The sequence below is a fragment of the Devosia sp. RR2S18 genome, assembly GCF_030177755.1.
Lineage (GTDB): Bacteria > Pseudomonadota > Alphaproteobacteria > Rhizobiales > Devosiaceae > Devosia > Devosia rhizosphaerae.
Genome location: NZ_CP126539.1, coordinates 348791 through 361958, shown reverse-complemented (window position 1 = coordinate 361958; position 13168 = coordinate 348791). Strand labels below are relative to the sequence as shown.

Genomic DNA, 13168 nt, shown 5'->3' with positions numbered 1-13168 from the left:
GGAGAGACCCATGCTCTACGCCATTTTATGTTACAATGATGAGAAGCACGTCGGCACCTGGACCAAGCAAGAGGACGACGCCTGCATGGCGCGGCTCGGCCTGGTGCAGGATGCCATGCGCGCCAAGGGCAAGCTCGGCCCCGTCGTGCGGCTCAATCCCACCACCAGCGCCACGACCTTGCGTAAAACTTCGGGCGAGCCGATCATCATGGACGGTCCGTTCGCCGAGACCAAGGAGCAGTTCCTGGGTTTCTATGTCGCCGATTGCGACACGCTGGACGAGGCCATCGCCTTCGCCAAGGACCTCGCCAAGGCCAATCCCGATGGCGGCTCCTACGAAATCCGACCGCTCTCGATCTATTTCCCGGGGGAGCCCAAAGGCGCCAAGGCGGGTCCACAGGAAAAAACCTCCGAAGCTGTCTGAATGCGCGGCGATCGTTCGTCGTGCTGACATCAGGCAAGACACGGGAGACCAGCCATGACGAGCTTTCGACCAAAAACCGGCGTAACACCCTATCTCAGCGTTGATGGCGCGCGGGACGCCATTGCCTTTTGGGGCAAGGCCTTCGGCGCCATTGAGCGGGAGGCACTACCCAACGAGTCCGGCGACCGCCTCATGCATGCACAAGTCGAGATCAATAGCAGCCCCGTCTTCGTCGCCGATTTCTTTCCCGACTACGGCTATCCACCGGTGCCGCCCCAGGCGTTCAACATGCATATCCATGTCGATGATGCCCAGCACTGGTGGGATCGCGCAGTGGCCGCTGGCTGCACCATTCTCCAGCCTCTCAAGACCGAGTTCTGGGGCGACATTTACGGCCAACTCAAGGACCCCTATGGCGTCACCTGGGCCATCGGCCAGTCGCAGGTTGGGGAGAGCGCATCATGACCACGCTCGACCTCAGCCCGCCTGCACGCTCAACCAGCAACTGGTCGCACCGCATCGGCTGGGTTTTGAGCGGCCTTGTCACTGCTTTCCTGCTGTTCGACGCGGCCATCAAGCTCCTCGTCATCCAGCCGGTGATCGATACCATGAACGCGCTGGGCTACCCGCCCGAAACCGCGCAAGGCATCGGGGTGCTGGCTTTGGTGTGCACGCTGCTTTACGCTTGGCCCCGCACATCGGTGCTGGGTGCGGTGCTCCTCACCGGCCTTTTCGGCGGCGCGATGGCCACGCAGTTGCGGGTGTTCAATCCGCTCTTCAGCCACCTCCTCTTCGGCGGCTATCTCGGCCTCTTCGTCTGGGGTGGGCTGTGGCTGCGAGACGCACGCCTGCGCGCCCTCTTCCCTCTTCGCTCCTAGTGGTGGAGTGCTGGCCATCACGGCCAGCACTCGCATTCGCCGACTAGAGCCCGTGGTCGAAAATGCCCTGTCCGGTCGGCGCCGCTGGCGTGACGCTGCCATTGGGCAGGGCTGGCAGCAAATCGTCCAGTTCTCCCTTCGCAAGGCTGGCGAAGCGCTTGGCCGCGTCCAGGAATGTCCGGCGCTCCGTTTCACCGAGCTCACCCTGGGTGAGTATCTCGAATTTGCCCTGGTAGTCGGACCAGGTCCAGGGATGGGCGCCATTGGGGTGGGCATCGGCCACGGCCCGCTCGCCCACGATCACCCTGCCATCATTCATGGTGACGATCAGCTTGCCGCCAAAGGCACGCTTGTCCGGATCGGGATCAAGGTAGCGGGTCGTCCAGTTCGGATCTTCCACGGTGCGGATCTTGTGCCACAGCGCGACCGTGGAGGGGGTGCGCGCCCGCTCGCGCCTATAGCTGTCCACGTGGTGCCATTTGCGGTCTTCCAGGGCCACCGCCAGGATATACATGATCGAGTGGTCGAGCGTTTCGCGGCTCGCTTCGGGATCCATTTTTTGCGGATCGTTGGCGCCCGTGCCGATCACGTTGTGGGTGTGATGGCTGGTCTCGAGCACAATGTCGCGGACTTCGGCGAGGTCATCGATCTCTCCGGCAAGGCCGATTGCGAGGTCGATCAGCGCCTGCGCCTGGTACTCGGCCGAATGGGCCTTGGTATAGGTCTCCATGATGCCGCGCGGGCTCTCGCCCGGCGCTGGCAAGCTAACCTCATAGGCGTCGTTCTTGCCGCCCAGCATCCAGGCGATCACCGAATCCTCGCCCTCATAGATCGGCGACGGTGCTGCCTCCCCGCGCATCGCCCGGTCGATGCACTCGATGGCCAGCTTGCCCGAAAAGCCCGGCACATAGGCCTTCCACGAACTGATCTCGCCCTTGCGCGATTGACGGGTCGAGAAAGACAGGTGCACGGCCTGGTTGACCGCCTGGAAGATGGTTTCGGTGGACAGGCCCAGCAGCGCGCCTATGCCGGCCGTCGTTGCGGGGCAAAGGTGGGCCACGTGGTCCTTCTTGTACTTGTGCAGCGAAATGGCTTTGACCAGCGCCACATGCACTTCGTAGCTCACGGCGATGCCCCGCGCGAGCGCTGCGCCATCGAGGCCCATCTGCTGGGCCACCGCCACCAGCGGCGAAATGCAGTCGCCCGGATGCGAGTAGTCAGCCGCCAGGAACGTGTCGTGATAGTCGAGCTCACGCACTGCCGTCGCATTGGCCCAGGCGGCCCATTCGGCGTCGACACGGATGCTGGTGGGCAGGCCATAAAGCGTGCCGCCGCCCTTGCGCGGATGAGCCAGCGCCATGGCCCGGGCTGCCGCAACAGGCGCCCGGTTGATTGCGGCCAAGCCAACGCTGGCATTGTCCACGATGCGGCAGGCGATCATCTCGACCACGTCGTCCTCGAGAGGTCCGCAATTGGCGGCAAACGCGGCGATATGCCAGGCCAATTGCTGCTCGCGCGGCAGGTTGGCGGCGGAGGGGTGAACCTTGACGGAGTATGTCTGCATTCGGCTGATCACTCGATAAGAAGATGGCGGTTGGATTAGGCGCTGGCGCGTAGCCTTTTGAGCACGGCCGGCACGAGAAGGAAAAGGGCGGCAACAAGGAGGAAGGTGATCGACAGCGGCGTCTGGACCAGTACACCCCAATTGCCCTGCCCGGCAGCAAGCGCCGTGCGCAGCTGGGTTTCGGCCATGGGCGAAAGAATGAGCCCGATCAGCACCGGCGCAATCGGGAAGTCATAAACACGCATCACATAGCCCACCACACCCACTACCGCCATGATGATGAGATCGCTCACCAACCCCGATACGCCCCAGATTCCGATGGTCGCAAACACCAGAATACCGGCATAGAGCTGCGGCCGCGGGATGGCGAGCAGCTTCACCCACATGCCCACCAGTGGCAGGTTCAGCACCAGGAGCATCACATTGCCTATATAAAGCGAAGCGATGAGCCCCCAGACCAGCTGCGGATTGGAGGTAAAGAGGAAGGGGCCAGGCTGCAGCCCATAGTTCTGGAACGCTGAAAGCAGCACCGCCGCGGTCGCGGAAGTTGGCAGGCCTAGCGTCAGGAGCGGCACGAGGATGCCAGCCGCCGCCGCATTATTGGCCGCCTCGGGTCCGGCCACGCCCTCGATGGCACCATGGCCGAATTCCTCGGGGTGCTTGGTGAGCTTCCGCTCCATTGTATAGGACAGCATGGTGGGGATTTCCGAGCCGCCGCCGGGCAGCGCTCCCATGGGAAAACCCAAGGCTGTGCCGCGCAGCCATGGCTTCCACGAGCGGCTGAAATCGGCACGGGTAAACCACTTCTGGCCCTTCACCCCAATGACCTGGCTCGAGCTGCCCCGATAGCGGCTGGCGACGTAAAGGATCTCGCCAATGGCAAAGAGTGACACCAGCACCACGGTAAGCTCAATGCCGCCCAGCAACTCCGAGGCGCCGAAGGTCAGCCGCGGCTGGCCGGTCATCTGGTCGATACCGACCGTTCCGAGCGCAATGCCCAGGAATAGCGAGGTAAAACCCCGCACGCGCGAGGACCCCATCACCACCGCCACCGAGCAGAAAGCGAGCACCGTCAGCGCAAAATAGTCCGCAGGCTTGAGGTAGAACGCTAACTCGGCAATCACCGGCGCAGCGAAGGTCAGGAGGATCGTCGCGATTGTGCCCGCCACGAACGAGCCGATCGCCGCGGTCGCCAGTGCTGCCGCACCGCGGCCGTTCCGGGCCATCTTGTTGCCCTCGAGCGCGGTCATCATCGACCCCGCTTCGCCCGGCGTATTGATCAGGATCGAGGTCGTCGAGCCGCCATACATGGCGCCATAGAGCACGCCGGCAAACATGATGAAGGCCGATTCAGGCGCCACCGAAATTGTCACCGGCAAGAGCAGCGCGATGGTCAGCGCCGGCCCGATCCCCGGCAGCACACCGATGGCGGTCCCCAGAACCGAGCCGAGCAGCGCCCAGAGCAGGTTAACGGGCTGCAAAGCGACGCCGAAGCCCTGCAGCAGATATTCTAAGGTTTGCATCTAAAGTCCCGCTATGGGGAGGAAGCTACCAAGCTGTAGGCCCAGTCGGGTGAACAGGAACCACGCCAGAATTCCGAGGAGCGCGCCGCTCACCACGTCAAGCACCAGGCGCCTGGACCCGAAAGCCCGCGCTACCAGCACAAAAGACAGTGTCGCCGTAATCGGCAGGCCCAGATATCGGATGGTGAAAATCGGTACGCACGCAGCCGCTAGCGCCAGCAGCAGCGCCTTGGGATCGGCGCGCTCGGTGCCCGTAGCATCTTCGGCATCCTGCGGTTCGAACTGCTCGCCCCGTGCAATCTGCACCCCCAGCATGATACCTAGGATAATCAGTGCCGAACCGGAAACGGTTACGAACAACCCCGGCCCCACCGCGGCATAGCGGCTCGCTTGCGGCAATTGCAGCCCACCGTAAAGGCAAAGCCCGCCAATGGCGATTACTGCCCCGGCGAGCCAGAAGGGACGGGAGGCGGCGCGGACGCCATCCTCCCTCTGTGCGTGTGGGCTATTCGGCAAGACCTGCGTCCTCAAGGATGCCAGCGATCCGCTCGCGTTCATTGGCGATGAACTCACCGAATTCCTCGCCGGCCAGGAAATACTGGTCCCAGCCCTGCGTTTCGAGCACGTCCTGCCAGGCTTCGCTCTCGTTGAGCTGGGTGAAGCGATCGACCCAGGTCTGGTAGTTTTCGTCGGGCATGCCGGGTGCGCCCAGGATCCCGCGCCAATTGGCGATCTCGACGTCATAGCCTGCTTCCTGGAAGGTCGGCGCATCGAGCCCTTCCATGCGTTCGGCCGAAGTGATGCCTAGAATACGGATGCGGCCCTGATCGGCGAACTGCTGGAACTCGGAAATGCCCGAGATACCGGCGGTCAACGTGCCATTGACGATGCCCGTCACCGTCTCAGCGCCCGAGGCCTGCGGGATGTAGTTGATTTCGGCAACCGGTACATCGGCTTCCTGCGCGAGGAGCGCCAAGGCGATATGGTCGACGCCACCCGCCGAACCGCCACCCACCGGCACCGCGCCCGGGTTTTCCTGCATGGCGGCGACGAGCTCCTCCAGCGTTTCGATTTCGCTGTCGGCAGCCACCGCCACCACCAGATGCTCGGCCGTCAGCCGCGCCAGCGGGCGATACTCGGAAAGATCAATGGGGGAATCGTTGAGGATGATCGAGCCCACGGTGATGGCACCAAAGACGGCCAGCGCATCTTCCTGGCCACTCGATGTGGACTGGAACTGTGCCAGCCCGATCGTGCCGCCGGCCCCGCCGACATTGGAGAAATTGACCCCATCGGTATAGATCCCGGCTTCGTTCATGGCAGCGAAAGCCTGCCGGCCGGTGGAATCCCAGCCGCCGCCGGGATTGGCGGGCAGCATCACATTGACCTGGGCGTGCGCCGATGCGGCACCCAGCACCATCGCCGCTGAAAGCGCGAGCGTGAACAGGGACTTCTTCATTTGTCTGGTTCCTCCTAAATCGCCGCCCTCATCATGCCGGGCCGGCTGATCGCGGTCTGCTGCTGCCGTTTTGGTGTTTTGTTTGGCACAACAGGCTGCTGCTACGCCACCATAGGGCAAGTTGGGCTGTCAAGCTGCATGCATCCCGACCAAAGTCGCAGGCCGCGCTATCAACCAGTCCGAACCAGCTATTTTTTGGAACAGCGGTTTGCGCTTCTCGTTTCTCCCCACAACGCACGAATTGACAGGAGAACATCATGGCCGATGGACGTAGGGACGACTGGCGCTGGCGGCAGCAGCCGCGCCGCGCCGAGGACAATCGCTATGGCGAAGGCGAACATGACCGCACCGATTTCGGCAGCCGTGGCCCCCATTACCCCGATGGGCCGGGCTCCTATTTCGGCGCTGACCGGCGGCGCGATTTCGCCAGCGACCCATTCGCCTCCGATTACGCCGGCGACAGCTGGGATCGCAACGATCGCCTGCCACCCGCGCGCAACTATCGCGACGAGCGCGGCTTTGAGCCTCGGGGCCAACGCCCCCGCTTCACCACAGACCCCGACCCGCGCTCCAGCGAATATCCCGATCGCGTCGGTCGTGGCGGCTATGGCGGCGGCGATCGCAACTGGATGGATAAGGCCGGCGACGAAATGGCCTCCTGGTTCGGCAGCGAGGAAGCCTCCGAGCGCCGCGACGTGGATCGCCGCCGCGATGGTCACTATGGCCGCGGCCCCAAGGGCTATCGCCGCTCAGACCAGCGTATTCTCGAGGACGTCAACGACCGGCTGACCGATGATTGGCAGGTGGATGCCTCCGAGATCGTTGTTGAAGTCAGCGAAGCCGAGGTCACCCTCAGCGGCACCGTGAGCAGCCGCGCGGAAAAGCGCCGCGCCGAGGACCTCGCCGATGCTGTTTCGGGCGTCACCCATGTCCAGAACAGTCTGCGGGTGCAGCGGCCGGTCGGGGAATCGGGCGAACGCACCACCCCCGGCAATGGCGGCTATATCTGACGCGAAGGTTCCGAGGGGCCCAAGGCCCGGGCTCCTCACCCACTCACTCAACGGAGAAAGCCTATGGCCCTGACTTTGATCAGTCCCGCTTTCGCCGATGGCGAACGCATCCCCACCAAGCATGCGCGCGATGGCGAGAACCTGTTTCCGCCGCTCAAGTGGAGCGGCGCGCCCGACCGCGTAAAGAGCTACGTCTTGATCGTCGAGGATCCTGACGCACCTAATGGCACCTTCCGCCACTGCGCAATCTACAACATCCCGGGCGATGCCACGCACCTACAGGAGAGTGTGGATACCGCACCCGCTCCGGGCCTGCGCTTTGGTGAAAACGATTTTGGCGGCGAAGCCTATGATGGACCCGAACCGCCTATAGGGCATGGCGTCCATCACTACCATTTTCGCTTGGCCGCCCTTGATGCCGATCACCTGTCCCTTCCCGCCAAAGCCGGCGTAGCCGCCATCTGGAAAGAGGCACAAAAGCACCTGATCGAAGAGGCCGAACTGATCGGCACCTACGAGCGCTAGCCGCGCTTGAACGCTGTGAGGAACTCCTCGGCCAAGCGCTCTGGCTGGTCGAGATAGCGCGGCGAGAAATGCATGGGCATGGCGCGGTGCACCCCGGCCTCCCGCGCCAGCAGCCCCGCCTGTCGCGCCGTCTGATGCAGGCTCCGCATTGCCAGTTCCGCGTCTTCGTCGGCAAACACCGCCTCGATGAACAGCTGGTGCGCGTCGCGGGCGAGCTCGAGCACCTTCTGCCGGTTGGAATGGCTGTTGGCGAAGTCAGTGGCATAGGCAATGTGCTGACCGCGCGCCTCGCGGAATATGCCTGCCGCCAGAAGCTCACTCACCACCAACTCCCCGCCATCCACACGCACTCGACTGTCGTGCCGGCCGCCACGGATAGCGCGTTTGGCCTCCGTCAGCCAGGCACCGACCGGCAGCCCCTCCGCATCCAGACGCGGCTTGATGACATTGACGCGCCTGGCTTCCACAAAGGCGAAGGCAAGGCTTGGGATGCCATGATCAAGCGCCGCGGCATGGATGGCGAAATCATCCTCGGCATGCACAAGGGCGCCCGTGAGCGCTGGTGGCGCATAGGGCTCCGGCCGGAAAGCCCGTTGGGCCGCAAAGCACGCGCCCTCCCGAAAGCCATCGAGCCAATCGGCGGCTTGAATGACAAAATTGGGCGAGGTCTCGTTGAGAAGGTTCCAGTGATAGCCGCGCAGCTTGGCTTCCACCCCGTCGGTCAGCCCGGGTGGACCAACGATTGAAATGGTACGCGGCCGGTGCAGATTGAGCCGCAGCAGATGATCGAAGCCGACGAAATGGTCGACATGGAGGTGAGAGACAAAGACCTGCTCCACCCGCACCAGCTCGCGTGTCGAGAGCGAATGGAGATTACCCAGGTCGAACAGGATTGCTCGGGCGCCGTGGCGGAAATCGAGGATCAGCCCCGGATCATCGAACGCCGGATTGACCAGCCGCGCCTGGACCAGTTCGCTCAAGACTTCGAAGCGTGCTCCGGCTTGCCCTTGCGCTTGGTCGAAGCCATATCGTGCAGCTCCTTCTCGCTCATCGATTTATACATGGACTTGGACGCACCCTGCAGCTCACTGACCTTCGTGTCGCCATGCTTGGCCGAGAGCGCCGCCCCCGCAGCCTGCTGCTGCGCCTTGGATTTTGCCGGCATGATGTCCTCCTTCGGTTGCAAGACAAAATTCCACAGCCGGGGCGAGAGTTCCCCAGCCACCGCAACCTCCCGATGTGCCGCTCCACCGATGAGAATATGTGGATCATCAAGCATTGGTAAAGCCTTGTAGAGAGCTTTCCAATAAAGGCGGGCCATCGCGGGAGATCAATGCACGCGCGGCCCGCCCTGAGCCTAGTCGTGGCCCGCTGTATCAATGTATCGAGAAGTGGCTAGTTGCAGGTGACCGGCATACGCAACAGCCTTAGCTTGGATCACCAGAATCGCCGGGCGAACTGTACAGCATGAGGTGACCTGAATGCGTGGATCGAATCCGGAAGGTGCGCGTTCTTTTTGGCAGGGGTGGCGGACCCGCTAACAACATTTGGAGTAAATCACCATGAAATCCTCTCTTGTCGCGATTGTAACTGCCGCCGCGCTCTCGCTCGGCGTCTCTGGCGCAGCTCTCGCTCAGACTGTTGTCCTTGCCCCACTCGTGCCAGTCGATGATTGCCCTATCAACACGGAAGGTGTTGAGACCGAGAGCGGCGTTGCCACTGCAATGGGCGAGTCCTTGGTGGATGAAGACAGCGTCGGTACGGGAGATGACGACAGCGATATCGACGATGGTCAGATTCCTGTCGACGAATGCAATGACGGTGACCGGTTCCCCGGGATCGGTGAGGGCGTGATCGAAGGAACCGTTGACGCTGATGATAGCGGCGCTGAGAGCATCAGCAACTGACGCCTGATGTCGACGCTGATAGCGTGTTGACCAATCTTCGATGGATCAGAGAAGGCTCGGCCCTGCCGAGCCTTTTTTATGTCCAGTAGTGTTGAGGCCTGCTGACACCCTATGATGACTACCGTAGGCGGGGCGTACAACTTCGGGAGGCCGGGTGGGGGTCCCCCGCCAGCCGTTCGAACGCGCTGGGTCGCCGCCACTCCCGCAGTGCCGCCGCAATCACTGCCCCGCACCCGACCGCATCCACTGCTCCGGTATCTACCTCGACATCATAAGTACCCGGCACATGCACAGCCTCCTGCCAGCGCCGCACCGGCTCGGGCATCGTGTCGCCGCCAAGATAAAGCCCACCCTGCGGGTCCGCATTGCGCCGCCGCATGATCTCCTCGATGGGGCAGCGCACGCCCACGAACAGCACGTCGAGGCCCACGAGGCGCTGGGCACATTGCGGCAGGATACCAAGCGAGCGCGAATAGAAGTCGTGGTGCCCCACATCGGCGACCACATTGAAGCCCTGTCGTGCGTGGGCAGCGATGCTGTCGTAGAGCGCGAGATAGAGCGCCACCACCGTCGGCTCCAAGTCCGGCCGCTCCCCGCCGGGCCGGAGGCCAATGCCGGGCCGCAGCGCTGGCGGCAGCATGCGGTTTTGGGCATCGACACCCAGATTGATCCACGCGCCCGGCTCACTGCTTTGCAGCGCCGCCGCAATGGTCGACTTGCCCGAACGCGGCGCACCATTGAGGATGACGATGCGCCCGCTCACAGCCGCTCGCCGGGAACGTCTAGTCCGTTCTGGTGCAGCACGAGCCCTTTTGCCTTTCCGTCCACCCCAAGCACGAAGCTGATCTGCGCATCCACCACTGAATAGAAGAACTCGGTCTCTGTTTCGGGGAACACCTCGAACTGCTCCTGCCCGGTCGCCTGGACGAACAGCCGACCGTCTTCGGCGGTGACCGTCAGAATAAAGGATGGGCTGAGGCGATATTGGCCAACATAGTTTTGGAGGAGGGCTGGATCGATCTCTATGGCTTCCCTCCGCTGGGGCTGCGGCGTCAGCTTCAGGTCAGGGTCGATCAGGTGAAAGCCGATATCCTCGATGCCGGTTTGGGTGATCTGGTTGGCCAACACCACGCTCCCCCTTGTGCCATCCGCAGCAAAGCCGGCAAAGGCATTGAACCCCGCGGTCATGCCGTTGTGCCAGATGATCTCACCCCCTTCGCCGGTTCGGATCATCCAGCCAAGACCAACTTCCATCTGCGGCGCGTCGGCTGGGTGCCGTTCGGCGAGCATGAGTTCGAACGCATCACGCAACGGCGTTTCCGTCTGCCCGGAAGCCGCCGCCACGAACCTCGCCATGTCGGTGGCCGTGGACCGGACCCCACCAGCGGCCGCAAAGACGTCGAAATCCCAATGCGGCACGACAGTGCCGGATGGGTCGTGACCACTGGCAAGCCGCGCCGCGTCGACAGTGACAAGCCCGCTGTCGAGCATGCCAAGCGGCTCGAAGATACGCGTCTCCAGGAGTTCGCCATAGGAAACGCCAGCCGTATGGCTGATGGCGGCACCCAGGAGTGCCACGCCAAGATTTGAATATTCAAAGCGCTCGCCCGGCCGGCGTTGCAGCGGGTAGGCGGCAAGGAAGTCGTAGAGCATATCCTCGCTGTAGACAGCGTAGGGATTCGCCGGATCGGCGAACATCAGTTCGGGCGGGATGCGCGGCAGGCCAGAATGATGCGTCGCGAGGTCGAACAGCGTAACCGGCGTTCCCTCGAACGCGCCGATCTCCACCCTTTCGGGAAGATAATCCTCCACCGGAGCATGCAGGTCCATCTTGCCCTCCAGCACCATTTGCGCGAGCAGGAGACTGGTAAAGACCTTGGTCACCGAACCGATTTCGAAGACTGTTTGCGGGCTAATTGGCACCGCGGTGCCAACCCTCAGAACGTCCCGGCTGAAGAACTCGGGGCTTCCACCTTCCACCACGGCCGCGGCAATCCCGGTGCCCTGCCCGTCCCGTTCGAGGCGGTCCGACAAGATCTGGGTGGGATCAGCCGGCATGGGCGCCGCCTGGGCAAAGCAATGGCTGCCCAGCGCCAGCAGGGCAGCCATAGTGGTTGCGATCAACTTCATTTCGCCGCGCCTCCCGTCCCGCCAGTCTTTTATGACTCTGGAGGGCTGGGACGACAAGCATCGGCTTATTTGGCAGTCTTGGCCATTTCCATGGAATCGAGAATGACCTTGGTCGCGTCCGCGAGATTGCCAATCCGGTCGATCTTGGCCCATTTGCCGGGCTCGAGATCCTTGTAGTGGATGAAGAAGTGCTTGATGCGCTCGAGCTGGATCTCGGGGAAATCCTCGATATCCTTGATATTATCATACATGCGCGTGAGCTTTGAAACCGGCACGGCAATAATCTTCTCGTCCTGGCCGCCATCGTCTTCCATGAAGAGGACGCCCACGGGACGCGAGCGTACCACGGCCCCCGGCACCAGCGGCCGGGAGTTCATGACGATCACGTCGAGCGGGTCGCCATCGCCACACAGCGTGTGAGGCACGAAGCCGTAATTGCCGGGATAACGCATCGGCGTATAGAGGAAGCGGTCGACGAACAGCGCACCGCTATCCTTGTCGATCTCGTACTTGATCGGCTCGCCGCCCAGCGGCACTTCGATGATGACGTTGAGGTCGTGCGGCGGGTTCTTGCCCGTTGGGATCGCGTCGATGTTCATTTTTTGCGTTCAGGTCCCGTTCATCGCGGAGGCGGAAAAGTGGCTGCGTTGTGCCTAGCTTGAGCCGCAAAGGCAAGTCAGTTTTGGCGCAAACCTGCCCTCTCACATTGGAGTTGCTGATGAAATCCTGGCTCTTGAGCACCGCCCTCGCCCTCTGCTGCGCCCTGCCCGCTTATGCCGCCTTCAACAGCGCCTATACCGACATCAATCTCGACCAGTGCCTCGTCCTCGATGCCGACGATTTCGGCGCCAGCTGGGCCTGTCCCGGCTATAAAGGCTTTCCGCTCAAGGTGATGGAAGGGGATCTCCGCTATTCCCTTGCCTATGGTTTTGGTGACAACAACCAGAGCGGTAGTCAAACCCTGCCGCCCTTTAACCGCCTGGGCGAAAAGCTCGAATGGCGCCTCTCCAACGCCATGGGCCGCTGGTTTCCGGTCGCTACCATTGTGCGCTATCACACCGCCGATCCCGACACGGGGAAAGATAGCGGGCAGGTTTTGGTGGTGAGCCAAATTGCCGAAGGCAATTCCTGCCACATCGCCTATGTCGACGCCCGAGCCAATGATGATGCCAATGACCTGGCCCGCGCGGCGGCCGATAAGGCCGGCGATTTCGATTGTCTGGCTGACGAGGTCGAAATTATCGGTGAGTGGACAGCCTGGTAGCTACTCGGCCGCTTGTTCGTTCTTGATCTGGTTGCGCAAAATGGTGCGGTCGCGGCTCGACACGCCGAGCAGCTCGGCAATGCGCCAGACCATGTTGTCTTCGAGTTCGTGATTGGTGTCGTCGACATAGACCACTGTCCACATCAGCCGGATGATCTCGATGCGATCTTCCATTTCAAGCTGGATCAGGCCTGAAGTGAAGCGATAAAAATCCACTGCCTCGGCGTCGCGGAAGGCCGCTTCCTTGACCAGTTTCTCCACCTCGGCGTCGTCCAGCCCATAATGCTGCTTGAGGGCGCTCTTGATGGTGCGCTTTTCGTCTTCCGTCATCTGCCCGTCCACAGCGGCCAGGTGCACCAGCAACGCCGCGACGGCCAGCTTGGGGTCATGGGCGTCGCGCACCCCATCGGGCTTTTGGAACAGACGGGCAATGGCCTCGAACATGGCTTGAGCCTCCTTGGGGGGCAGCAGGATTGGTGATTCT

17 protein-coding genes are annotated in these 13168 nt (G+C 62.5%); 7 read left to right on the top strand and 10 right to left on the bottom strand.

Going from position 1 to position 13168, the window contains the following annotated elements:
• Positions 1 to 10: 10 nt before the first annotated feature.
• Genes QOV41_RS01850 through QOV41_RS01840 form a run of 3 tightly spaced genes read left to right on the top strand, consistent with a single transcriptional unit; the run spans position 11 to position 1302 of the window.
• Positions 11 to 424 (top strand): YciI family protein, encoded by a 414-nt coding sequence (locus QOV41_RS01850; protein ID WP_284579146.1) that lies wholly within the window; start codon positions 11 to 13, stop codon positions 422 to 424.
• 54 nt (positions 425 to 478) lie between these two features.
• Positions 479 to 889 (top strand): VOC family protein, encoded by a 411-nt coding sequence (locus QOV41_RS01845; RefSeq protein WP_284579145.1) that lies wholly within the window; start codon positions 479 to 481, stop codon positions 887 to 889.
• Positions 886 to 1302 (top strand): DoxX family protein, encoded by a 417-nt coding sequence (locus QOV41_RS01840; protein WP_284579144.1) that lies wholly within the window; start codon positions 886 to 888, stop codon positions 1300 to 1302. Before QOV41_RS01845 ends, QOV41_RS01840 begins: the two co-directional genes overlap by 4 nt.
• A 43-nt stretch (positions 1303 to 1345) precedes the next feature.
• Here the strand turns inward: QOV41_RS01840 and QOV41_RS01835 are convergent, their stop codons facing one another.
• Genes QOV41_RS01835 through QOV41_RS01820 form a run of 4 tightly spaced genes read right to left on the bottom strand, consistent with a single transcriptional unit; the run spans position 1346 to position 5848 of the window.
• Complete coding sequence (locus QOV41_RS01835) at positions 1346 to 2866, bottom strand: MmgE/PrpD family protein (protein WP_284579143.1); 1521 nt, start codon at positions 2864 to 2866, stop codon at positions 1346 to 1348.
• Positions 2867 to 2901: 35 nt separating this feature from the next.
• Entirely contained in the window at positions 2902 to 4389 is a 1488-nt protein-coding gene (locus QOV41_RS01830; RefSeq protein WP_284579142.1) for a tripartite tricarboxylate transporter permease, read from the bottom strand.
• Positions 4390 to 4905, bottom strand: coding sequence for a tripartite tricarboxylate transporter TctB family protein (locus tag QOV41_RS01825; protein WP_284579141.1), 516 nt, complete (start codon positions 4903 to 4905; stop codon positions 4390 to 4392).
• A complete protein-coding gene (locus tag QOV41_RS01820) occupies positions 4895 to 5848 on the bottom strand; it encodes a Bug family tripartite tricarboxylate transporter substrate binding protein (RefSeq protein ID WP_284579140.1) in 954 nt (317 codons plus the stop codon). The genes QOV41_RS01825 and QOV41_RS01820 overlap by 11 nt, the downstream gene beginning before the upstream one ends.
• A gap of 257 nt (positions 5849 to 6105) precedes the next feature.
• On the opposite strand from QOV41_RS01820, the gene QOV41_RS01815 reads away from it, so the two are divergent.
• Positions 6106 to 6858 (top strand): BON domain-containing protein, encoded by a 753-nt coding sequence (locus QOV41_RS01815; protein ID WP_284579138.1) that lies wholly within the window; start codon positions 6106 to 6108, stop codon positions 6856 to 6858.
• A gap of 63 nt (positions 6859 to 6921) precedes the next feature.
• Positions 6922 to 7383 carry a YbhB/YbcL family Raf kinase inhibitor-like protein gene (locus QOV41_RS01810; protein ID WP_284579137.1) on the top strand — a complete coding sequence of 154 codons (462 nt, stop codon included), beginning with the start codon at positions 6922 to 6924 and terminating at the stop codon, positions 7381 to 7383.
• On the opposite strand, the gene QOV41_RS01805 is transcribed toward QOV41_RS01810, so the two are convergent.
• Both QOV41_RS01805 and QOV41_RS01800 read right to left on the bottom strand, forming a co-directional pair.
• Positions 7380 to 8363 (bottom strand): MBL fold metallo-hydrolase, encoded by a 984-nt coding sequence (locus QOV41_RS01805; protein ID WP_284579136.1) that lies wholly within the window; start codon positions 8361 to 8363, stop codon positions 7380 to 7382. The genes QOV41_RS01810 and QOV41_RS01805 overlap by 4 nt on opposite strands.
• On the bottom strand, positions 8360 to 8548 hold the full coding sequence (locus QOV41_RS01800; RefSeq protein ID WP_284579133.1) for a DUF3008 family protein: 189 nt from the start codon (positions 8546 to 8548) through the stop codon (positions 8360 to 8362). Before QOV41_RS01800 ends, QOV41_RS01805 begins: the two co-directional genes overlap by 4 nt.
• A 397-nt stretch (positions 8549 to 8945) precedes the next feature.
• On the opposite strand from QOV41_RS01800, the gene QOV41_RS01795 reads away from it, so the two are divergent.
• Entirely contained in the window at positions 8946 to 9290 is a 345-nt protein-coding gene (locus tag QOV41_RS01795) for a hypothetical protein (protein WP_284579132.1), read from the top strand.
• A gap of 118 nt (positions 9291 to 9408) precedes the next feature.
• Here the strand turns inward: QOV41_RS01795 and QOV41_RS01790 are convergent, their stop codons facing one another.
• The 3 genes from QOV41_RS01790 to ppa all read right to left on the bottom strand — a co-directional run bounded on the left by QOV41_RS01790 (position 9409) and on the right by ppa (position 12019).
• Complete coding sequence (locus QOV41_RS01790) at positions 9409 to 10053, bottom strand: chloramphenicol phosphotransferase CPT family protein (RefSeq protein WP_284579130.1); 645 nt, start codon at positions 10051 to 10053, stop codon at positions 9409 to 9411.
• Positions 10050 to 11420 (bottom strand): serine hydrolase, encoded by a 1371-nt coding sequence (locus QOV41_RS01785; RefSeq protein WP_284579127.1) that lies wholly within the window; start codon positions 11418 to 11420, stop codon positions 10050 to 10052. Before QOV41_RS01785 ends, QOV41_RS01790 begins: the two co-directional genes overlap by 4 nt.
• Positions 11421 to 11485: 65 nt before the next feature.
• On the bottom strand, positions 11486 to 12019 hold the full coding sequence (gene ppa / locus QOV41_RS01780; RefSeq protein WP_284579126.1) for an inorganic diphosphatase: 534 nt from the start codon (positions 12017 to 12019) through the stop codon (positions 11486 to 11488).
• A 119-nt stretch (positions 12020 to 12138) separates the two neighbouring features.
• Here ppa and QOV41_RS01775 point away from each other — a divergent pair, with 119 nt between their 5' ends.
• Positions 12139 to 12684, top strand: coding sequence for a hypothetical protein (locus QOV41_RS01775; protein ID WP_284579125.1), 546 nt, complete (start codon positions 12139 to 12141; stop codon positions 12682 to 12684).
• On the opposite strand, the gene QOV41_RS01770 is transcribed toward QOV41_RS01775, so the two are convergent.
• Positions 12685 to 13128: a tellurite resistance TerB family protein gene (locus QOV41_RS01770; protein ID WP_284579124.1), complete on the bottom strand. Its 444-nt coding sequence runs from the start codon at positions 13126 to 13128 to the stop codon at positions 12685 to 12687.
• Positions 13129 to 13168: the final 40 nt, after the last annotated feature.

Excerpts from the sequence above, each read along its gene's own strand:
- QOV41_RS01850 (WP_284579146.1), top strand. The coding sequence starts at position 11 with ATGCTCTACGCCATTTTATGTTACAATGATGAGAAGCACGTCGGCACC.
- QOV41_RS01845 (WP_284579145.1), top strand. The coding sequence starts at position 479 with ATGACGAGCTTTCGACCAAAAACCGGCGTAACACCCTATCTCAGCGTT.
- QOV41_RS01840 (WP_284579144.1), top strand. The coding sequence starts at position 886 with ATGACCACGCTCGACCTCAGCCCGCCTGCACGCTCAACCAGCAACTGG.
- QOV41_RS01835 (WP_284579143.1), bottom strand. The coding sequence starts at position 2,866 with ATGCAGACATACTCCGTCAAGGTTCACCCCTCCGCCGCCAACCTGCCG.
- QOV41_RS01830 (WP_284579142.1), bottom strand. The coding sequence starts at position 4,389 with ATGCAAACCTTAGAATATCTGCTGCAGGGCTTCGGCGTCGCTTTGCAG.
- QOV41_RS01820 (WP_284579140.1), bottom strand. The coding sequence starts at position 5,848 with ATGAAGAAGTCCCTGTTCACGCTCGCGCTTTCAGCGGCGATGGTGCTG.
- QOV41_RS01815 (WP_284579138.1), top strand. The coding sequence starts at position 6,106 with ATGGCCGATGGACGTAGGGACGACTGGCGCTGGCGGCAGCAGCCGCGC.
- QOV41_RS01810 (WP_284579137.1), top strand. The coding sequence starts at position 6,922 with ATGGCCCTGACTTTGATCAGTCCCGCTTTCGCCGATGGCGAACGCATC.
- QOV41_RS01800 (WP_284579133.1), bottom strand. The coding sequence starts at position 8,548 with ATGCCGGCAAAATCCAAGGCGCAGCAGCAGGCTGCGGGGGCGGCGCTC.
- QOV41_RS01795 (WP_284579132.1), top strand. The coding sequence starts at position 8,946 with ATGAAATCCTCTCTTGTCGCGATTGTAACTGCCGCCGCGCTCTCGCTC.
- QOV41_RS01785 (WP_284579127.1), bottom strand. The coding sequence starts at position 11,420 with ATGAAGTTGATCGCAACCACTATGGCTGCCCTGCTGGCGCTGGGCAGC.
- ppa (WP_284579126.1), bottom strand. The coding sequence starts at position 12,019 with ATGAACATCGACGCGATCCCAACGGGCAAGAACCCGCCGCACGACCTC.
- QOV41_RS01775 (WP_284579125.1), top strand. The coding sequence starts at position 12,139 with ATGAAATCCTGGCTCTTGAGCACCGCCCTCGCCCTCTGCTGCGCCCTG.
- QOV41_RS01770 (WP_284579124.1), bottom strand. The coding sequence starts at position 13,128 with ATGTTCGAGGCCATTGCCCGTCTGTTCCAAAAGCCCGATGGGGTGCGC.